This window comes from Streptosporangium sp. NBC_01755, from assembly GCF_035917995.1.
Lineage (GTDB): Bacteria > Actinomycetota > Actinomycetes > Streptosporangiales > Streptosporangiaceae > Streptosporangium.
This window is the reverse complement of record NZ_CP109131.1, coordinates 3,527,800-3,547,317: the sequence shown is the minus strand read 5'-3', so window position 1 is coordinate 3,547,317 and position 19,518 is coordinate 3,527,800. Positions and strand designations below refer to the sequence as shown.

At 67.5% G+C, this 19,518-nt stretch carries 16 protein-coding genes and 1 tRNA gene; 3 read left to right on the top strand and 14 right to left on the bottom strand.

Annotation, left to right across the window (positions count from 1 at the left end; genetic code table 11):
• The first annotated feature begins 68 nt into the window (after positions 1-68).
• Both OG884_RS16530 and OG884_RS16525 read left to right on the top strand, forming a co-directional pair.
• Positions 69-905, top strand: a complete 837-nt coding sequence (locus OG884_RS16530) for a D-alanyl-D-alanine carboxypeptidase family protein (protein WP_326646241.1) — start codon at positions 69-71, stop codon at positions 903-905.
• Between the two features lie 228 nt (positions 906-1,133).
• Complete coding sequence (locus tag OG884_RS16525; protein ID WP_326646240.1) at positions 1,134-1,421, top strand: hypothetical protein; 288 nt, start codon at positions 1,134-1,136, stop codon at positions 1,419-1,421.
• Between the two features lie 251 nt (positions 1,422-1,672).
• Here OG884_RS16525 and OG884_RS16520 read toward each other — a convergent pair whose 3' ends face one another.
• Together OG884_RS16520 and OG884_RS16515 are read right to left on the bottom strand one after the other, a co-directional pair.
• Positions 1,673-2,632 carry a C40 family peptidase gene (locus OG884_RS16520; protein ID WP_326646239.1) on the bottom strand — a complete coding sequence of 320 codons (960 nt, stop codon included), beginning with the start codon at positions 2,630-2,632 and terminating at the stop codon, positions 1,673-1,675.
• A gap of 833 nt (positions 2,633-3,465) precedes the next feature.
• Positions 3,466-3,744, bottom strand: a complete 279-nt coding sequence (locus OG884_RS16515) for a hypothetical protein (protein WP_326646238.1) — start codon at positions 3,742-3,744, stop codon at positions 3,466-3,468.
• A gap of 938 nt (positions 3,745-4,682) precedes the next feature.
• Here OG884_RS16515 and OG884_RS16510 point away from each other — a divergent pair.
• A complete protein-coding gene (locus tag OG884_RS16510) occupies positions 4,683-5,312 on the top strand; it encodes a DUF305 domain-containing protein (RefSeq protein ID WP_326646237.1) in 630 nt (209 codons plus the stop codon).
• 210 nt (positions 5,313-5,522) lie between these two features.
• Here the strand turns inward: OG884_RS16510 and OG884_RS16505 are convergent, their stop codons facing one another.
• From OG884_RS16505 to dnaN, 12 genes are all read right to left on the bottom strand, one after another.
• Positions 5,523-6,245, bottom strand: coding sequence for a M56 family metallopeptidase (locus OG884_RS16505; protein WP_326646236.1), 723 nt, complete (start codon positions 6,243-6,245; stop codon positions 5,523-5,525).
• Between the two features lie 135 nt (positions 6,246-6,380).
• Positions 6,381-7,331 (bottom strand): M56 family metallopeptidase, encoded by a 951-nt coding sequence (locus OG884_RS16500; RefSeq protein WP_326646235.1) that lies wholly within the window; start codon positions 7,329-7,331, stop codon positions 6,381-6,383.
• On the bottom strand, positions 7,328-7,696 hold the full coding sequence (locus OG884_RS16495) for a BlaI/MecI/CopY family transcriptional regulator (RefSeq protein WP_326646234.1): 369 nt from the start codon (positions 7,694-7,696) through the stop codon (positions 7,328-7,330). Before OG884_RS16495 ends, OG884_RS16500 begins: the two co-directional genes overlap by 4 nt.
• 839 nt (positions 7,697-8,535) lie before the next feature.
• Positions 8,536-8,612 (bottom strand) — tRNA-Ile (locus OG884_RS16490).
• 139 nt (positions 8,613-8,751) lie between these two features.
• Positions 8,752-9,357: a DUF3566 domain-containing protein gene (locus tag OG884_RS16485; protein ID WP_326646233.1), complete on the bottom strand. Its 606-nt coding sequence runs from the start codon at positions 9,355-9,357 to the stop codon at positions 8,752-8,754.
• A gap of 182 nt (positions 9,358-9,539) precedes the next feature.
• Positions 9,540-12,071 carry a DNA gyrase subunit A gene (gyrA, locus tag OG884_RS16480; protein ID WP_326646232.1) on the bottom strand — a complete coding sequence of 844 codons (2,532 nt, stop codon included), beginning with the start codon at positions 12,069-12,071 and terminating at the stop codon, positions 9,540-9,542.
• Between the two features lie 31 nt (positions 12,072-12,102).
• Positions 12,103-14,025: a DNA topoisomerase (ATP-hydrolyzing) subunit B gene (gene gyrB / locus OG884_RS16475; protein WP_442811728.1), complete on the bottom strand. Its 1,923-nt coding sequence runs from the start codon at positions 14,023-14,025 to the stop codon at positions 12,103-12,105.
• A gap of 320 nt (positions 14,026-14,345) precedes the next feature.
• Positions 14,346-14,900 (bottom strand): DUF721 domain-containing protein, encoded by a 555-nt coding sequence (locus tag OG884_RS16470; RefSeq protein ID WP_326646230.1) that lies wholly within the window; start codon positions 14,898-14,900, stop codon positions 14,346-14,348.
• The gene (recF, locus tag OG884_RS16465) at positions 14,890-16,110 is read right to left on the bottom strand and encodes a DNA replication/repair protein RecF (protein ID WP_326646229.1); all 1,221 of its coding nucleotides are present in this window, start codon (positions 16,108-16,110) and stop codon (positions 14,890-14,892) included. Before recF ends, OG884_RS16470 begins: the two co-directional genes overlap by 11 nt.
• Before the next feature lie 213 nt (positions 16,111-16,323).
• Positions 16,324-17,268 (bottom strand): phosphogluconate dehydrogenase (NAD(+)-dependent, decarboxylating), encoded by a 945-nt coding sequence (gene gnd / locus OG884_RS16460; protein ID WP_326646228.1) that lies wholly within the window; start codon positions 17,266-17,268, stop codon positions 16,324-16,326.
• 80 nt (positions 17,269-17,348) lie between these two features.
• Complete coding sequence (locus OG884_RS37515) at positions 17,349-17,810, bottom strand: 3-keto-5-aminohexanoate cleavage protein (RefSeq protein WP_442811691.1); 462 nt, start codon at positions 17,808-17,810, stop codon at positions 17,349-17,351.
• The gene (gene dnaN, locus OG884_RS16455) at positions 17,810-18,949 is read right to left on the bottom strand and encodes a DNA polymerase III subunit beta (RefSeq protein WP_326646227.1); all 1,140 of its coding nucleotides are present in this window, start codon (positions 18,947-18,949) and stop codon (positions 17,810-17,812) included. Before dnaN ends, OG884_RS37515 begins: the two co-directional genes overlap by 1 nt.
• Positions 18,950-19,518 lie beyond the last annotated feature (569 nt).

Sequence of the window (19,518 nt, the reverse complement as noted above, 5' to 3'; positions counted from 1 at the left end):
ATGGCAACCTGAGCGGCATGCATAGCAACGGGAAAATCCGCCTTACGGTCGGTGCCGCCCTGTTGGCCATGGCAACAGGATTCGCGGTACCGGCCTATGCCCAGCCGGCGCGCCAGCAGGTAGTCCCCGCCCACACCAACCCCTCCGATGTCGCGCCGGCGGTGCTTGGGCGCGCGGTCTACCTGGTCGACGCCTCGACGGGCAAGGTTCACCTCAGCAAACAGGCCGCCCAGCGCATGCCGGTGGCCAGCCTGACCAAGGTGATGACCGCCTACATCGTGCTCAAGAAAGCAAAGCCGACCGACACGGTCGAGATCACATCGGACGACGTGCGCTACGCGCAGGACGGCGGCGGCACCAGCGCGTACCTGCGCGCCGGCGACCGGCTCACCGTCGAGGACCTGCTGTACGGTCTCATGCTTCCCTCGGGCGCGGATGCCGCCCACGCGCTGGCCCGCACCTACGGCCCCGGGATCACCGGGTTCACGGCAGAGATGAACGCGACCGCGCGCGAGCTCGGGATGCGCGACACCATGTACCTCAACGCCGACGGGCTGCCCACGCCGAACGGCGAAGGCTACTCCACCGCGCAGGACCAGGCGCGGCTTGCCAAGGCGGCACTGCGTAACCCGATGTTGAAGACCGTCACCTCCAGTCAGAGCCACGTCGTCGCCGAGACGGCGGACCACGGCGCCTACACCTGGAGCAACACCAACAAGCTGCTCGGCACGCCGGGCGTGCTCGGCATGAAGACCGGTTATACACGCGCCGCGGGCTACTCCCTGACCTTTGCCGCTGACCGCAACGGTCACCAGCTGGTCGGCGTGATCCTCGGCGAAGCCGTCTCCAGCCGGAGGTTCGAGACCGCCGGGAGACTGCTGGACTGGGCAAGCGTGAACACGTAGCAGCCGGCGGCTCCTACGCGGCGTTCCAGCGTTAAATACCAGAACTGTCCTAGCCTACGGCGGAGGCCGGACGCATCCCGCTCACACCCGATCGGAACGCGTCGGGGGACGTACCCCAGCCAGGGTCACCATGACGAGCCGTCGAACTGCGTCCGGTCCGTCCTCGTCCCGCTGGCCCTTACTTCGTTGCTAACGGGGCTTGTCCAGTCCCTTGGCACTACCTGGGGCTTGTTCCGGCACTATTGGGTGCTGGTAAAACTCCTGGTAACCGTTCTCGCCACCGTCGTGTTGTTGCTGTACACGCAGACGCTTGGCCGCCTGGCAGGCGTAGCAGCAGAGACGACATCCTCCACTGCCGATCTCGGCGTACTGCGCACCCCATCCGTCGTGCTCCATGCCGGTGCCGCCCTGCTGCTGTTACTCGTGGCCACAGTGCTGGCGGTGTACAAGCCGCGGGGCATGACCCGGTACGGGCAGCGTAAGTTGCACGAGCGGCGCACGGTATCGCAGCCGTAGACGCAGCGATCCTGCTCGGGCCTCGACCGAGCGAACCCGGTCAGTGGTGAAACTCCCCGCGTGACGGACGAGACCCGTACCCACGGACGTTCAAAGACAGCCGTCCGGCTGCGGTTCTCCCCTGCTACGGCCTGTTGACCGCTGGAAAGACGTCCGGGCTCCGCGTATCGAACATCTTCTCGCGCCGGTTCCCGTTCGCGCGCGGCCCGATCGAGGAGACCGGAGTGGGTCCGGCATCGTTGTGACCGGCGTCAGGGGCGGACGGCGCCGAGGAGGCGGCCCCACCAGTAGTCGTCGAGATCGACCACTTTGATGATGTCGCCGGTCCTCGGGGCGTGCACCATCTTGCCGTTGCCCGCGTACATGCCCATGTGGCCCAGGCCCTTGCTGAAAAGCAGGTCACCGGGCTGCAACTGGTTCAAATCGAGTGGCACTCGCCTGCCGGCCCCCCAGCTCCACTGTTCCCACGTGGTGCGGGGGATGCTGACTCCGGCGTTGCGCCAGGCGGTTTGCGTCAGACCGGAACAGTCGTACGATCCCGGCCCCTCCCCGCCCCACTGGTACGGCTTGCCGATCTGCGCGTAGGCGAACTGCAGAGCGGTCCTCGCGTTTCCGGAGGCCGAGCCGTTGTACGTGACACCGGTGCTGTTGGGGTCGCCGGCCCGGAAGGCGCCGAGCCTGCGCAGCAGTTTCGTCTGCTCGGCGATCAGGCGCTTGGTCTTGGTCTTTTCCTTGGCCAGCGTGTCTCGTGCCTTGTCCGCCTCGGTCAGCGCGTCCTTGGCTTTGCCGTGCTGCAGTTTGAGGGTTTGGGCGGCGGTGTCGAATGCACGGAGCGACTCCGCGTGCCCGGCCGATATCTGGTCGACCGCGGCCATACCACTCAGGAGCGCCCGAGGGTCGGCGCTGGAGATGAGCCCCGCTCCGCCGCTCAGCCCGCCGGCCTGGTAGGTGCTGACGGCCACTGTGACGAGGTTGCGGCGCAGGGCATCAACTGACTCCCGCTGCCGGTCGTAGACCTTGTTCAGCTCGTCGTAGTGCTTCTTGGCCTTCTTCCAGCGCTCGTTGGCCAGGTTGTAGCGGTCGACGACCTTGCCGGCCTGGTCATTGAGCTTCGCGAGTTTCGCCCTGGCCTGGGGGATGGTGGGCCGTGGCTCTGCGACCGCTCCGTCGAGAGGCGACAGCAGGACGGCGATCACGAGTCCCGCCGCCACAGGTATCCGTCCGACTCGCACCGGCATGCCTGCAACGGCCACTGTGTGACGCCTTCCCTTGTCCAGATGTCGGGCGAAATGCTACAGAAGTAGCACAGGCTATTCACCCTTTACTCCGTATTTCCATGCTTAGACAGGGCAGCAGACAGTGGCGCCCAGCCGGGGAGGCGGAACCATCTGTAGCGATCTCCACAGTGAATCGGCCGCTAAGAGCCTGCTCTCGGGCCTCGCGTGAGGCGCGCCCAGCTGCCCGGGTACGCGATACCTTCAGGAGGATGACTATAACTACGAAGAGTAGTAGAAAGGCCTTTTCTGCGGCCCCGTTTTCGTGGAGTCGACGCGAGGGCTCCACGCGCCTTGGCATCTCGGAAGAGAGGACGGACCGCCGGACACCCTGGCGCTGTCCGTGGCGTTCGACGGCCCCGGCACCGGGGCTCACCTGGATGACCCGGTGATCTGCGCGCACCACGCCTTCAGCCAGTCTGTCATTCGGCATGGCGAGCGGATCAGCCCGGTGCAACGCGAAACCGCCGATGTCCCCTCCGATGGCAATGGCCATGCGACTCATGAGGTGGATCCAGTTGGCCTTGGGGTCAGGTGTTGCGACTACCTTTAGCAGCCAAGCCGCCCAAATGTGGCCGTTTCAAGTCGTCATAACCACTGCCGCGAGCTGCTCGCCACGCTGGGCTGAGCGAACACACCGGAAACACGTCGTCTCCGCCAGCTCCTTACGGAGTTCCTTGGCGGTGGGCTTGGGCTCGGTATGGCCTGCCGAGGCCACGCCCACACACATGATCACAACGATGAACATCGAGACCAGAGCTCGAAATACGCTAGGACGCCGAATCCCACGGGACGCAGCCGTCACGCTTCTCCTCATCGGTGCGCGAGCCTTCTGCTTCCGGGCTGCCGTCCCCCCAGGAGAGGCGGTGTCGACCTTGGTCGTGGTCGTTCTTCTCGGCTCGGTAACCCTTTTTGCGGTCGCCTGCCTCCTGAGCCAGGTAGGCGCGGGCCGCAGGGTTGAACGCCGCAGGGTTGGACAGGGCGCCGGCGAAGCCGGTGAGCGCGGAGGCGATGATCAGTGCCGGTAGCGACTCGACCAGGCCGAGCAATGCGAAGAGTGCGAGGATCCGCCGCCGTCCGGGCCCGGACGGCGGCGTCGGCGGTCAGCGGGGTGGGGCCTGTCCGCCACTAATTACTATAGCTAATAGTAAATGCTTGTGCAGTGATTCATCAGCTTTCGATCTGACGGCCGGGCGGCCGTTCTACCCTGCGAGCCTTGACCATGCGATTCCTTCGCAGCACCCCTATCGTTCACGTCCTGGTCAAGATGCCAAGACCACTGCGTCACGTCGGCCGCTCATGCCCATGGCCGGGCAGGATTGCGAGCTCACGTCGCGCGCCTCGTGGCTGTTCGCTCCCACGGGGGCTTCCTGCCCCATGTTCACGCCGACTGTTCTACGATTATAGATCGTAGGAAGATTGGAAGGTCAGACCGCAAGCGTGAGGGGGCGGACGATGGACGGCTCAGCCCGCCGGTCCACGTTGCGGGTGCCGTGCCGCTTTCTTCTGATCGCTCTGATTCTGGGCGTCGCCGGGATGCACACCCTGGGGCACCTAGACCACCGGCGGGAGCATGACGGCACGCCTGCCGCCTTCGGACATACCTTTACCGCTGATCATGGAGTGCCGAAAGCACACACCGTGCTCCGTCCCACCCTGATGCCCCAGGCCGGGCAACTGATCTCAGGGCGTGATGACACTCCTCCGACCCTTGATCCGAGCTCCGTCTGCCTGGCCGTACTCACCTCGTTTCTCCTTCTCCTCATCGGTATGGCGTCCCTGTGGACGCGGCGGATCTCGCAGGCCCGATCGGCCGACGCCTCTCCGACGCTGCTCGTCGCCCGCCCGCCCCCGCGGAGGACGGCCCTACGTCTGGCGCGTCTCTCGGTTCTGCGCGTATAGGCCGATCGCCTCCGCGGACGGCATCAAAGATCCGCCCGCAGACGATCGGCACGCAGATACGACCGACTGGAAAGAGACCATGGAGATGTTCGCCAACCGATCCGCCCTTCGCAGGCTCGCACTGACCGCCACGGCTGGAGCCGGTGCTCTCGCGCTGCTCATCGCCTGCGGAGGCGGTGACGACACGATGACCGGCCACACCGGCATGACCAGCAGTGCCCCCGCTCCCGCCACTACCGCAAGCCAGGAGCCGGAAGCCTCCTTCAACGACATCGACGTCACCTTCGCGCAGATGATGATCCCGCATCACGAGCAGGCCGTGGAGATGGCCAAACTGGCCGAGACGCGGGCCTCCGACCCGGAGGTGAAGGAACTGGCGGCGAAGATCAAGGCCGCGCAGGGGCCGGAGATCGCCACCATGACCGACTGGTTGTCCACCTGGAAGGCTCCCGCCCCGGAGGGGGGCCACGGCGAGCATGTCATGCCCGGCATGATGACCGAGGAGGACATGGTCAAGCTCCAGGCGGCAAAGGGCGCGCAGTTCGACCGGATGTTCGCCGAGCTCATGATCGCCCATCACAAGGGGGCGATCATGATGGCCAAGACCGAACAGACCGACGGGGCCGATCCCAAGGCCAAAGAGCTCGCCAGGACCATCGAGACCGCTCAGCAGGCTGAGATCAAGCAGATGCAGGAGCTTCTCGACCGACTGTAGGCCATGAGTCGGTCGGCGGTGTCCAGATATGATCTACATCTGGACACCGCCGGCTTTCCGCGTTGTGGTTCATTCGCCACGTTTACCAGAAGTAGTGCTCAAAGAGATTCCTTTGCTCGTCCCGCTGTGCTGCGGACGGGCCCGGACAGTTCCCTCCTGGTGGAGACATTGCGCACAGCCGTTGTAGTTTCACCAGCCGTCGATGCCTGCTCAGGTGAGTGCGGGGCAGGTAGCCAGGAAGACGATCAGGGAGGGCAGGACGAGCACAACCGCAGGACCAGCCAGCAGCCCGCCGACGCCGAGAGCGCCGAGTATTTTCTCGCGCCTGCACAGCACCGGTGATGCGGGTGACAGCAGCCGCCTGATACGGATCAGGGCGGTCTCGCCGCCCGCTCCCATGGCTGCGATCGGTGTCGACGCCCCGGCCACGGCGATCAGGACCGCTGCGATGACGGTCCGCGGATGCTCGCGAGCGGCCACATCGTCGGCCAGTAACTCCACATGGCGGGGAACCTCCCTGCTGGCGCGAGCAAAGAGAGGTATCCAGGGGAAGGCGTGAACCAGTGCTTGGGCGCAGGCCAGCAGCAGATGATGGCGACCGGCGAGGTGTGCCCGTTCGTGGGCGAGTACGGCTGCCACGTGCCGGCGCCCCAGCGCCGCCAGAGTACCGCTGGTGATCACAATCAGACCGCCACGACCGGGTACGCAGTAGGCGGCGGGTTCGTCGTGCCTGACGACAAGCACACCCAGCTCGCGATCCTGGCGGCCGACGAGCAGAACAGCACTCCTATGCTGCGCACGGCCGCGCCAGCCGAGAAACAGCACGCTTGCTGTGCAGTACCCGACCCGGACGAAGATCAGACCGGCCGCGAGCAGACCTCCGAGAGCGATCAGGGGCCGTGGTGTCGCCGCTGCGGAATGGCCGGCGAGCAATTCGGAGCATGCTGTCAGTAGATGGCTAATGGGTTGCCAAGAGAAGCCTATGCACGCAGGCGAAACGCCGGTCGATGGAGGCCGTGGCAGCACCCCGCCTTCAATCTACTACTTACCATCGTAGATTATTGGTGGCTAGAACAGTGAGATGCCGTGGCAGTGGTGGGCCAGGAACGAGCGCGCCCCGGGAATCACGGCCACGGTCGCGGGGCCGACGAGGAGGAAGGCGACCGCGGCGAGGCCCGCGACACGTTCCCGGAGCCTGAGCGGGGCCGCCGGGCTGAGCATGCGCCGGACCCGGGTGAGGGCGGTCTCGCCGCCCGCGCCCAGCGCGAACGCGGGTGTCCGTCCCGTGGCGATCCGGACCAGTGCGGCGGCGATGTGGATGCGCGGGTGGCGGCGGGCCGCGATGTCGTCGGCGAGAAGCTCGATCAGCCGCGCGATCTCACTGCGGGCTCGGGCGAACAGCGGCAGACGGGGGAAGGCCCTGCAGAAGGCTTCGGCGGCGGCCAGGGCGAGGTGGTGGCGCCCGCGCAGGTGCGCCTGCTCGTGGGCGAGAACGGCGGCGACCTGTTCGGGAGCCAGGGATCGCAGGGCCGCGGTGGTTATGACGGCCTTGCCGTCGCGCCCGGGCAGGCAGTAGGCGGCGGCCTCGTCGTGGTCGAGCACGACCGCGTCCAGCACGCCGTCATGGTGTCCGAGGATGTTCAGCATCTCGGCGTGCCGCCGTCGTTCCCTTCGTGCTCTGACCAGGATGGCCGCCCCGCAGTAGGTGATCCTGGCCGCGATCAGCCCGGCACCGAGCAGGGCGACGCGAGCGCCCGGGGAGGTGAGGGACGCGCCGTCGGAGAGCATGTCCGCGCATGCCTCGAAGAACTCGGCCAGGCCATGGCCGATCACGCCGGCCGGGATCGCGGCGGCCGACGCCGAGAAGATCGCGGAGGCGACCGCGGAGGCACAGGCGGCCAGCCAGACGGAGATCGCCAGGCGGGGTGCGCGATCAGCCCATTCACCCCGGCCCAGCAGGTAGGGCAGCGCGACCACCGCGACCACGGCGTACAGAGCCAGGACGGCGGCGGCCATCATGCGCGGCGCCCCGGCGGATACACCTTCAGCGCGGCCTCCAGCGCGGTCGACTCCTCGGGGGTCAGCCGCTCCAGGAAGTGCACCAGCGTGGCCGCCTGGTTGCCACTGGAGGCGAGACTGCTGCGCATCAGCTCGGCGGTGTAGGCCTCCTTGCTGGCCACCGTCTCATAGACATACGCCCGGCCGACCGGCTTCCTGCGGAGCAGGCCCTTCTTGTGCAGCTTGTCCATCACCGTCATGACGGTCGTGTAGGCGATGTCCCGGTCACGACGGAGATCTTCGAGCACCTCCCTGACCGACGCCGGCCGGTGATACGACCAAAGGCGCTCCATGATCGTGGACTCCAGCTCTCCCAGACCACGCATCAGGTGCGACTCCCGTCTACCGGCGAATCATTCAATGCTACCGGCCGTCGTAGATGCCTTGCCATGCGTCACTTCTGCCGTCGGCCCGCGAATCGCCGGGCTCGCGATCCGGGCGGGCCCGATGCCCGGAACCTCCTGGCGAAAAAGGCGTTGTCCATATACCCCCACCCGTATACTGACAAGTCGCGCGACCGCCGGGAGGCCGCGCCGCCGCCCGCCTCCTCGGCCTCAGCCGCAACACCGCCTACCGCCTGGTCAAGCGCGGGGAACCCCCCTGCCGAGTCATCCAAGCCGACTCCACAGCACTCGGGGCACATCAAAGTCTCCACCGAAACCGGGGCGATTCAGCCGCTACCACGTGGCGTTTCTTGGGGTGGATGTCCAGCCGCACGGCGATGGGTTCAAGGTTCGGCTCGGCGCCAGGCGGGGCGACGACCAGATCATAGGCGGGGTGAGACTGAAGATGAACCAGGAGGAGTTCGCACGGTTTCGTGATTTTATCGCCTTGGCCATCGCGGCACGCGACCGGTGAGCCCTCTGAACGAGTCCACCTCGCCCTGAACCATAGCGGCTTCGATTCACCCCGAGTTCGTAAGGGCTGCCCCCGCTCATGGTGCCGGAGGTGATTCCGTCCTGCCAGGGCCTTGAAGAAGGAGAGCGGGTGACGGGAATCGACCCCACGCTGTCAGCCTGGGAATCGGCTACTGATCTTGCCGTGCTGAAACGGCGAGAGCCGCCAGGACGCCCTCAGACGAGTGAACGGCCTGTTCGAGTGAGGCCGTTGCAGTACCCGTTGCAGCAAAACGCCCCGGAGCATGATCGCTACGGGGCGTTTTCGCTGGTGGGGCTACCAGGACTTGAACCTGGGACCTCTTCCTTATCAGGGAAGCGCTCTAACCGTCTGAGCTATAGCCCCTCAGCACATACAAACGGCCTCGCACCCGCTTCGCGGAGGCGAACCCGTCCGTTCGAACTGGGAAAAGCTTACCCTGCTTCGGCACCTACTTGCGCCATGTCCCCGACCGTGGAAGAGCGAGGACATGGCTCAAGATCGGCTATTCGGCCTCACTGAAAGTGACCTCCACACCGCCGACCAGGTCGGAGGCGACGTTGTAGATCACCGCGCCAAGGGTGGAGAGTGCGGTGATCAGCACGACGTTCACCGCGCCGATCAGGGCGGTGTAGCCCAGGATGCGGACCGGCTCGAACCAGGAGGCGACGTCGACGCCGCTGGTGGCCTTGCCGTCGGCGGTCGTCAGCTGGTTGACCGTCTGGATGATGTTGTCGAACACTCCCAGCCCTGACAGCACCATGTAGAGCACCGCGACCGCGATGAACAGCACCACGAAGCAGACCAGTGACACCACGAAGCTGAACTTCATGGCCGACCACGGCTCGACCCTGCGCAACACCAGGTGTGCCTTGCGGGGCGACCTGGGAGCGGGGATGTCCGAGGGCTTCCTGCCAGACGTGTCCAGCGGTGTCTGGGGCGACGACAGGCTGCCGGGCGACCACGGCTGCTGTCCCGCCGGTGGACGGTTCTGCTGTCCCGCCGGCGGAGGCGGTGGGGATGACTGTAACGGTGGCGTGGACGGAGGTGGGGATCCCGGACGGATCCGCACCGTGGTCTCGGCCTGCTTGCCATCCTCTGTGGTCGTCACTTTTTTCCTGCCCTTGGGGTCGTCGGCTACCGATTCATCGGTTTCCGGCGCGGGCGCGCTACCGTTAACCGGTGACGAGGCCGCCTCGACGTCTTTCGTTTCAGCGGTCTTGTCTATTTTCTCCGTCACCTGGTCACGCATCGACGAGGAGGCGGGGCGCGAGCCTGGCTCGCCCTGAGAACTCACGGGTTATTCCCTTCCCCGTTCCCCTCGGTCTCCACCGGCACCTCGGTGTTTTCCTCGGTCTCCAACGCCTCCGCGTTGCGGGCCAGAGCCACGACGCTGTCCCCCTCTGCGAGATTCATCAGTCGAACCCCCATCGTCTGGCGGCCGGACTGCTTGATCTCCCCGGCGCTCGTCCGGATAACCCCTCCGGCGGACGTGATCGCGAAAACCTCGTCCTCGGGCCTGACCATGACCGCGCCAACCAGCTTGCCACGGGCGCTGACGATCTTGGCGGTCAGGACGCCCTTGCCGCCCCTTCCCTGGATCGGGTACTGATCCACGGGGGTGCGCTTGGCGTATCCGCCCTCGGTCGCGATGAGCACGTTGTCGCCGTCGGCGATCCGGTTCATCGCCAGGAGCTCGTCGCCCTCCAGGAAGCGCATGCCGATCACACCGCTGGTCGCCCTGCCCATCGGGCGCATGGCCTCGTCGGAGGCCGTGAAGCGGATGGACTGGGCGCCGCGTGAGACGAGAAGGAGGTCGTCCTCCTCCGACACGAGCCTGGCAGCGATCACCTCGTCATCTTCGCGCAGGTTGATGGCAATGAGGCCACCCGTGCGCGGCGAGTCGTACTCGGACAGGCGCGTCTTCTTCACCAGGCCGCTGCGGGTGGCCAGCACGAGGTACGGGGCGACCTCGTAGTCACGCAGGTCCAGCACCTCCATGACGACCTCGTCAGGCTGCATGGCCAGCAGGTTCGCCAGGTGCTGCCCGCGAGCGTCGCGGCCGGAGTCGGGGAGCTCGTACGCCTTGACCCGGTAGACGCGGCCCTTGTTCGTGAAGAACAGCAGCCAGTGGTGCGTCGTGGTGACAAAGAAGTGATCGACGATGTCGTCCTGGCGCAGCTGCGCACCCCGCACACCCTTGCCACCGCGCTTCTGCGCCCGGTAAAGATCTGTGTTGGTTCGCTTGGCGTAGCCGCCGCGGGTGATCGTGACGACCATGTCCTCCTCGGCGAGGAGGTCCTCGATGGACATGTCGCCCTCGTAGGCGATGATCTCGGTCCTGCGCTCGTCGCCGTACCGCGCCGTGAGCTCGGAGAGCTCGTCCTGGACGATCGTGCGCTGCCGCTCGGGCGAGGCGAGGATCGCCTGGTACTCGGTGATCTGCACCATCAGCGCGTCGTGCTCGTCGGTGATCTGCTGGCGCTCCAGAGCGGCCAGCTTGCGCAGCTGCATGTCGAGGATGGCCTGCGCCTGGATCTCGTCGATCTCCAGGAGCGCCATCAGACCGCCCTGGGCCGCGGACGCCGAGGGCGACCGCCGGATCAGGGCGATGACCTCGTCCATCCGGTCGAGTGCCTTGAGCAGCGCGCGCAGGATGTGCGCCCGCTCCTCGGCCTTGCGCAGCAGGTAACGGGTCCGGCGGACCACGACCTCGATCTGGTGGGCCACGTAGTGGCGGACGAACTGGTCGAGCCTGAGCGTGCGCGGCACGCCGTCGACCAGGGCCAGCATGTTGGCGCCGAAGGTGGTCTGCAGCTGGGTGTGCTTGTAGAGGTTGTTCAGCACGACCTTGGCGACCGCGTCGCGCTTGAGCACGATCACCAGGCGCTGGCCGACGCGCGAGGAACTCTCGTCTCGGACGTCGGCGATGCCGGTGATCCGGCCGTCCTTCACCGACTCGGCGATGGTCAGCGCGAGGTTGTCCGGGTTGACCTGGTAGGGCAGCTCGGTGACGACCAGGCACTGGCGCCCCTTGGCGTCCTCCTCGACCTCGACGATCGCCCGCATGGTGATCGAACCGCGGCCGGTCCGGTACGCGTCGTCGATGCCGCGACGGCCGACGATCAGCGCGCCGGTGGGGAAGTCGGGCCCCTTGACCCGGGCGATCAGCGCTTCGAGGAGTTCCTCGTCCGTCGCCTCGGGGTTCTGCAGGGACCAGACGATGCCCGAGGCCACCTCCCGCAGGTTGTGCGGCGGGATGTTGGTGGCCATGCCGACCGCGATGCCCGCCGCCCCGTTGACCAGCAGGTTGGGGAAGCGCGAGGGCAGGACCGTCGGCTCCTGGGAGCGCCCGTCGTAGTTGGGGATGAGATCGACGGTGTCCTTGTCGATGTCGCGCAGCATCTCCATCGCGATGGGCGCGAGCTTGCACTCGGTGTAGCGCATCGCCGCGGGCGGGTCGTTGCCCGGCGAGCCGAAGTTGCCCTGCCCGTCGACCAGCGTGTAGCGCAGCGCCCAGTGCTGGGCCATCCGCACGACGGTGGCATAGATCGACGAGTCGCCGTGCGGGTGGTAGGAGCCCATGACGTCGCCGACGACGCGGGAGCACTTGAAGTAGCCGCGGTCGGGGCGGTAGCCGCCGTCGTACATGGCGTAAAGCACCCGGCGATGCACCGGCTTCATGCCGTCGCGGACGTCCGGCAGCGCGCGCGAGACGATGACCGACATCGCGTAGTCCATGTAGCTGCGCTGCATCTCGGACTGGATGTCGACCGGTTCGACGCGGTCTACCGGAGGGCCGGGCGGAGTGTTGACTTCCGTCACAGGTCAAGATCCTTTTCTGGTACGGCTACCGCTACACGTCGAGGAAACGGACGTCCCGGGCGTTCCTGATGATGAAGGAGCGGCGCGCCTCGACGTCCTCACCCATGAGCACGCTGAACAGCTCGTCGGCCTGGGCCGCGTCGTCGAGGGTGACCTGCAGGAGCAGGCGGGTGTCGGGGTTCATGGTCGTATCCCAGAGCTGGGCGGCGTTCATCTCGCCCAGCCCCTTGAATCGCTGCACGTTGTCACGGGGCCGGGGGTCCGGCTTGCCCGCGGCGATACCGGCCTTGATGACCTCGTCGCGCTCGCGGTCGGAGTAGGCGTAGGAGGCGTCGTCGCCCCTCCTGTCCCATTTGATCTTGTAGAGCGGTGGCTGGGAGAGGTAGACGTGCCCCGCTTCGATCAGCGGCCGCATGAAGCGGAACAGCAGGGTCAGCAGCAGGGTCGTGATGTGCTGGCCGTCCACGTCGGCGTCCGCCATCAGGATGAGCTTGTGGTAGCGGAGCTTGGTGATGTCGAACTCGTCGTGCACGCCCGTGCCCATGGCGGTGATCAGCGCCTGGACCTCGGCGTTCTGCAGGACCTTGTCGATCCGGGCCTTCTCCACGTTGAGGATCTTGCCGCGGAGCGGGAGGATCGCCTGGAACTTGGAGTCGCGGCCGCCCTTGGCCGAGCCGCCCGCCGAGTCACCCTCGACGATGTACAACTCGCACTTCTCCGGATCGCTCCACTGGCAGTCGGCCAGCTTGCCCGGCAGTCCGGAGCCCGACTCCAGCAGCGACTTGCGCCGGGTCAGGTCACGGGCCTGGCGGGCCGCGAGGCGGGCGCGTGAGGCCTGCAGGGACTTCGTGATGATGTCCTTGGCCTCACCGGGGTTGCGCTCGAACCAGTCGCGCAGGTGGTCGTTGCAGGCCTTCTGGACGAACGACTTGGCCTCGGTGTTGCCCAGCTTGGTCTTGGTCTGACCCTCGAACTGCGGGTCGGCCAGCTTCACCGAGATGATCGCGGTGAGACCCTCGCGGATGTCCTCACCGGCGAGGTTGTCGTCCTTGCCCTCCTTGAGGAACTTCTGCTCGCGCGCGTAGCGGTTGACGATGGACGTCAGCGCCGCGCGGAAGCCCTCCTCGTGGGTGCCGCCCTCCGCGGTGTTGATCGTGTTGGCGAAGGTGTAGACCGACTCGCTGTACGAGTTGTTCCACTGCATCGCGATCTCGACCGCGATGCCCTCTCCGTGCTCCTCGAAGTCGATCACCGAGATGTGGGCGGGTTCCTTCTTGGAGTTGAGGTGCTTGACGAAGTCGGACAGACCGCCCTCGTAGTGGTAGGTGACCTCTTTGGGGTCGTCGTCGATGAACTCGGGGCGCTCGTCCCTGATGGAGATCGTCAGGCCCTTGTTGAGGAAGGCCATCTCCTGGAAGCGGCGCGCGAGAGTCTCGAAGTGCCAGGTCGTGGTCTCGAAGATGGTCTCGTCGGCCCAGAAGGTGATCGAGGTGCCGGTCTCGTCGGTCTCCTCGCCCTTGACCAGAGGAGCGGTGGGCCGGGTGCCGACGTAGGTCTGCCGCCAGTGGTGACCGTCGCGGCGGATCTCCACCTCGAGCCTGCTGGACAGCGCGTTGACGACGGAGACGCCCACCCCGTGCAGTCCTCCGGAGACCGCGTACGACTTGTCGTCGAACTTGCCGCCCGCATGCAGCACGGTCAGCACGACCTCGACCGCGGGACGGTTCTCGCCGGGAACGTTGCCGACCGGGATGCCACGGCCGTTGTCGACGACCCGCACGCCGTTGTCGGCGAGCAGGGTGACCTCGATCCGGTCGGCGTGCCCGGCCAAGGCCTCGTCGACGGAGTTGTCGACGACCTCGTAGACGAGGTGATGGAGACCGCGCTCGCCGGTGGAGCCGATGTACATACCGGGGCGCTTACGGACCGCCTCAAGTCCTTCGAGAACGGTGATTGAGCTAGCGTCGTAGGACAAGTGCGAAATCCTCCTGCCGCGGACACGCGGCAGGGAGACAAACGTGTAGCCCCGCCGTGCCCGTCACCGTCGTGAATGCCCCGATGCGTCCACCCAGGGGAGCCGGCACACACGCCGGGGGTGACACGCAAACGGACGTGTCCGGAATTCGATTTCATTCTAGCGGCTCAGAGCACATCGTGTGGCATTGACGGCCCCTGAAATGGCCTGTCGCGTGACGATCATCGTCTTGAACATCCCCCTACGGGGGCGGGGTTCATCGCGCCAGAAAGGCTGCTGATCCGTTTTTGATCGTCGGATCAGCCGTATGTGTCGCCCGGACCGCGGCTTCCGGTGACTCGTAGGCCGCCGCTGGATCGAGGGCCGTTCTGCGGTCCGCGAACCTTGACCCGTTGCACCGTTCCGTCCCCGAGCTCCTCATTCAACCTTCTTACGAGGGTCCTTGCCAGCAGACGCACCTGGGTGGCCCAGGCGGTGGAGTCCGCGATGACCACGACCTCGCCCTCCGCGAAGGTCTCCGGCCTGGTGTGGGCCGCCATGTCCGGGCCGACGATCTCGTGCCAGCGGCCGAAGACCCCGCCGATCGCGGCGGGCTGCTCCCAGCCCCGGTCGGCGAGCAGGTCGGCGATGGCCCTGCCGAAGAGCTGGGGATCACCCGCGTCCCTGCGCGGCCCGGACGCCCTGCGGCGCGGCTCCCTGCGGGGAAGCTGCCCTCGCCTGGCGGCGTCCGACTTGGCCTGGGCCAGCTTCTCCCTGGCCATCGCCGCCCCCTTGGCGGCCGCACTCCTCGCCGCTCTGGGGGCCGCGGCGTCCGCCCCGGCACCACCGGATCCCGGCTCTGCGTCATCGGGCACGGGCCACACCTCCCTCCGTCACGTCGAAACGGCCTCCGGCCAACTCCTTCGGCACGTCGTCGGGGACCGCGGCGGTGATCAGCACCTGCTCGGCGGGGGCGACCATCTCGGCCAGGCGGCGTCGGCGCCTGCTGTCCAGCTCGGCGAAGACGTCGTCCAGGATCAGGACCGGGTCGCCGCCGTCGGCCCTGAGCAGGTCGTAGGCGGCCAGCCTGAGCGCCAGCGCGTACGACCACGACTCACCGTGGCTGGCGTAGCCGCGCGCAGGCAGCTCTCCCAGACCGAGGAACAGGTCGTCGCGGTGCGGGCCGACGAGGGTGACGCCGCGTTCGAGCTCGGCGGCGCGAACCTCCAGCAGACCGGCCCGCAGCCGCTCCGCGAGCTCGACGCGATCGACGCGATCGACGCGATCGACGCGATCGACGCGATCGACGTGGCCGGTGCCGGCGTCCGCGGACAGGGTGCCGCGGTATTCCAGCCTCGCGGGGGCGGAGTCGGGCGCGAGAGCGGCGTACGAGGCGGCGACCAGGGGGCGCAGTGTCTCGACCAGCTCCAGCCTGGCCGCGAGCAGCTCGGCACCGTGTGTGGCCAGGTGGGCGTCCCAGACATCAAGGGTGCTCAGCGGGTCTCCCGCCCCGGCCTCGGCGAACGCCGTGTCGCTCTCGGCCCGCCGGGCGCTCCGGCCGCGCCCCCGCCGGGCCTGCGCGGCCGTGCGCAGCAGCGCGCCACGCTGTTTGAGCACCCGGTCGTAGTCTGCGCGCACCCCCGCGAACCTGGGCGTCCTGGCCACCAGGAGATCGTCGAGGAACCGGCGCCGCTCGGAGGGATCGCCCTTGACCATGGAGAGGTCTTCCGGAGCGAACAGAACGGTGCGCAGCAGGCCGACGACGTCACGCGTGCGGGAGACGGGCGAGCGGTTCAGCCTGGCCCTGTTGGCCCTGCCCGGGTTGATCTCCAGCTCGATCAGCGCCCGCCGGTCGTCGCGCACCACCACCGAGCGTACGATCGCCCGCGCCGCGCCCTGCCGGACCAGCGGCCCGTCGTTGGCGACCCGGTGGCTGGCCTGCGTCGCCACGTAACCCAGCGCCTCGACCAGGTTGGTCTTTCCCGTGCCGTTGTGCCCGACGAAGGCCGTGACCCCCGGCTCCATGCCGAGATCGACGGTTTCGTAGGACCGGAAGTCGGTCAGGGAGAGATGGGCGACATGCACCCCAGGAAGATTAGTCGGCCCCGTCCGTCACCGTGGCCTCCGGCGCCCGCACGGCTCGCGCCCTGTGGAAAAGGTATGACGCGAGCCGTGCGCCGCGGGAACCGGCACTTCGTTCCGCAACGGAGGTCGCGAACGTGCGGCCGAGGCTGCCGGGGCGGCCTTCACGATGCCCGGAGCCCGGGTGGATCCGCGCTTCCGATGAGGAACGCCGTACTAGCCGGCCGCCTCGACCGGGGGGGTGACGGCGGCGCCCGGGGAGTCGGCGCCCTTGGTCGCCGAACCCGCCCTGGAGGTGACCGCGTGGCCGCCGAACTGGTTGCGCAGGGCCGCGACGACCTTCATGGCCGGCGAGTCGTCCTGGCGGGAGGCGAACCTGGCGTACAGGGCGGCGGTGATGACAGGCAGCGGGACCGCGAGGTCGACGGCCGCCTGGACCGTCCAGCGGCCCTCGCCCGAGTCCTGCGCGTAGCCCTCGAGCTGCTCCAGGGCGGGGTCCTCCTCAAGTGCGCGGACCATCAGGTCGAGCAGCCAGGAGCGGATGACCGTGCCCTGCCGCCAGCTCTTGAAGGCGCCGGGCACGTTGGTCACGATGTCGGAGGCCTCCAGCAACTCCCAGCCCTCGGCGAAGGCCTGCATCATGCCGTACTCGATGCCGTTGTGGACCATCTTGGCGAAGTGACCGGCACCGATCCTGCCGGCGTGGACGAAGCCGTCCTCGCCCTCGGGCTTGAGGGTCTCGAAGATCGGCATCATCCGCTCGACGTCGGCGCCGTCGCCGCCGACCATGAGCGCGTAACCGTTCTCCAGCCCCCAGACGCCGCCGCTCACGCCGCAGTCGACGAACCCGATGCCCTTGGTGGCCAGAGCGGCGCCGTGCTTCTGGTCGTCGACGTAGTGCGAGTTGCCTCCGTCGACGAGAAGGTCGCCGGGGGACAGCACGTCACCGAGCGCCTCGATCGTCGCCCGGGTCGGGTCGCCGGAGGGCACCATGACCCACACCGCGCGCGACGGCCGGAGCCGCTCCGCGAGCTCCTCCAGGCTGGAGACGTCGCTGACCGCGGGATCGCGGTCGTAGCCGACGACCTCGTGGCCGCCGCGGCGCAGGCGCTCGGCCATCCTGCCGCCCATCTTGCCCAGCCCGACCATGCCGATCTGCATACGAGAACCCCCTTCAGGGTTTCAATCATCCACCTACGTCAGCCGTGCCCGCGCAAGCCCTACCAGCACGGGGTTCCCGCCTACCGGATCACCCGTGGGGCCGTGGAGGACGTCCTCCAGGCCGATGCGCGTGACCGGCCCCGGCCGCCCCGTCTCGACCAGCAGAATCCAGGTCGGCTCCTCCTCCCCCCGGCCCGGCCGCGGACGGCCGCGCGCCGCGCGTCCACATCCCCGCCGGTTATCCACAGCCCCGTGCTCACCTCCACGGGGAGCCCGGGGCACGCCGCGCGCACCGCGCGCACCGCCGCCCCGATGTGGACGGCGCTGAGCGACTCGCTGCCCGCCTCGTCGCGCGGATGCATGTGAACAGCGCCCGCACCCGCCTCACGGGCCTCACGGGCCGCCTCAGCGAGCTGTGGAGGGGTCACGGGGAGGGCCGGCTGGTCTCCTGGCCTCCTGGCGCCGTTCAGGCACGCCTTGAGCCACGGCCCCTCTTCACCTGCCTCGGGCCGCGGTGCGTCCGACCGTGGCACCCCCACCATCAGCTGGAGAGCCGGATGGGCATGATCAGGTAGCGGTAGTCGGGAACTCCTCCGTCGTCCACAGGCTTGCCGCCGGTGAGGATGGCGGGCTTGGTGGACGTGGTCATCTGCAGTCGGGCCACGTCGGAGTCGATCGCGCCGAGGCCCTCCAGCAGGAACTGGTGGTTGAAGGCGATGTTGATGTCCTCGCCCTCGAACTCGACGGGAAGCACCTCGACGGCCTGCGCCTCGTCGCCGCTGCCCGCCTCCAGGACGACCTCGTCGCCGCGGAAGGCGAGCCGTACCGGCGTGTTGCGCTCGGCGACCAGGGCCACCCGCTTGACGGCCTCGACGAAGGCGGCCGTCGGCAGCTGCGCGCAGGCGGAGAACTCGGTGGGCAGCAGCGAGCGGTACTTGGGGAACTCGGGGTCGAGCAGCCGGGTGGTGGTGCGGCGTCCCGCGCTGGAGAAGCCGATCATGCCTTCACCGGTGCCCCCCGCGGAGCTCATCGCGATCTCGACCTCGGCACCGGTGCCCCCCAGGGCCTTGGCGGTGTCCGCGAGGGTCCGGCCGGGGATCATCGCGATCGCCGAGAAGTCGGGCTGGTCCGGCTGCCAGTTCAGCTCCCTTACGGCGAGGCGGTAGCGGTCGGTCGCCGCGAGGGTGACCGTGGCGCCCTCGATCTCCACGCGCACGCCGGTGAGCATCGGCAGGGTGTCGTCCTTGCCCGCGGCCACGGCGACCTGGCCGACTGCGGAGGCGAACACGTCGCTGCCCACCCTCCCCGCGGCCGGTGGCATGGTCGGCAGGGAGGGATAGTCCTCCACAGGCATGGTCAGGAGTGTGAACCGGGCGCTGCCACAGGTGACGACCGCCTTGGCTCCCTCCACGACGAAATCCACGGGCTGCGCGGGGAGCGCCCTGGTGATCTCGGCGAGGAGCCTGCCTGAGACGAGCACCACGCCCGCCTCACCCGTCTGCAGTTCGAGGGTCACCTCGGCGGAGACCTCGTAGTCGAAGGCCGAGAGTTTGAGCTGCCCGTTCTCAGTGACCTCAAGACGCATGCCGGCCAGCACCGGCACGGAGGGACGCGCCGGCAGGCTGCGCGCCGTCCATGCGACCGCCTCAGCGAGCACGTCTCGGTCGACCCGGAACATCACGTGGATCTGCCTCCTGTGTATCGAGCGCCGTCCGCTCGGTGCTTGGGGTTCAAGTGTTCACTGTCTTGCACCTGCGCTCCCCCGGAACCCCTCTTATGGCTCTTGGGGTTTCTAGTAGAGATACAAGTGGCCATCGTATTAGGGGGTGTGGATACTGTGGAAAGCCATTGTTTCCGCAGGTCAAGTGCGGTTTTTTCATCCACTGGGGCTGTGGGCGACCACTGTGGACAACTCTTGAGGCTGGGGAGAACCGCAGAGTACCCACAGGCCGTCCCCAGATTCGGTGCCCTCTGTCCACCGGTTATCCACGAGGTTTCCCCAGGTTATCCACCGGGTATGAGGTCGTTTTGTCCTTGTGGAAAACTCTCTACACAGGGCGTCCCCAGGTTGTCCACAGGTTGTCCCCAGGTTGTCCACAACTTCTCCCCAGAGTTGTCCACAGTCTCCGAACAGCGTTCGGACCGGCTTGTTTGCAGATGATCATGGGTGGACGCCTCGGAGCCTTCCTCGTCCCCGCGAGTCGTTGATCCACAAGGTTTTCCACAGCCTGTGCATCATGGGGTGAAAAA

Excerpts from the sequence above, each read along its gene's own strand:
- OG884_RS16530 (WP_326646241.1), top strand. The coding sequence starts at position 69 with ATGGCAACAGGATTCGCGGTACCGGCCTATGCCCAGCCGGCGCGCCAG.
- OG884_RS16510 (WP_326646237.1), top strand. The coding sequence starts at position 4,683 with ATGTTCGCCAACCGATCCGCCCTTCGCAGGCTCGCACTGACCGCCACG.
- OG884_RS16500 (WP_326646235.1), bottom strand. The coding sequence starts at position 7,331 with ATGATGGCCGCCGCCGTCCTGGCTCTGTACGCCGTGGTCGCGGTGGTC.
- OG884_RS16495 (WP_326646234.1), bottom strand. The coding sequence starts at position 7,696 with ATGCGTGGTCTGGGAGAGCTGGAGTCCACGATCATGGAGCGCCTTTGG.
- gnd (WP_326646228.1), bottom strand. The coding sequence starts at position 17,268 with ATGCAGATCGGCATGGTCGGGCTGGGCAAGATGGGCGGCAGGATGGCC.
- OG884_RS37515 (WP_442811691.1), bottom strand. The coding sequence starts at position 17,810 with ATGGTGGGGGTGCCACGGTCGGACGCACCGCGGCCCGAGGCAGGTGAA.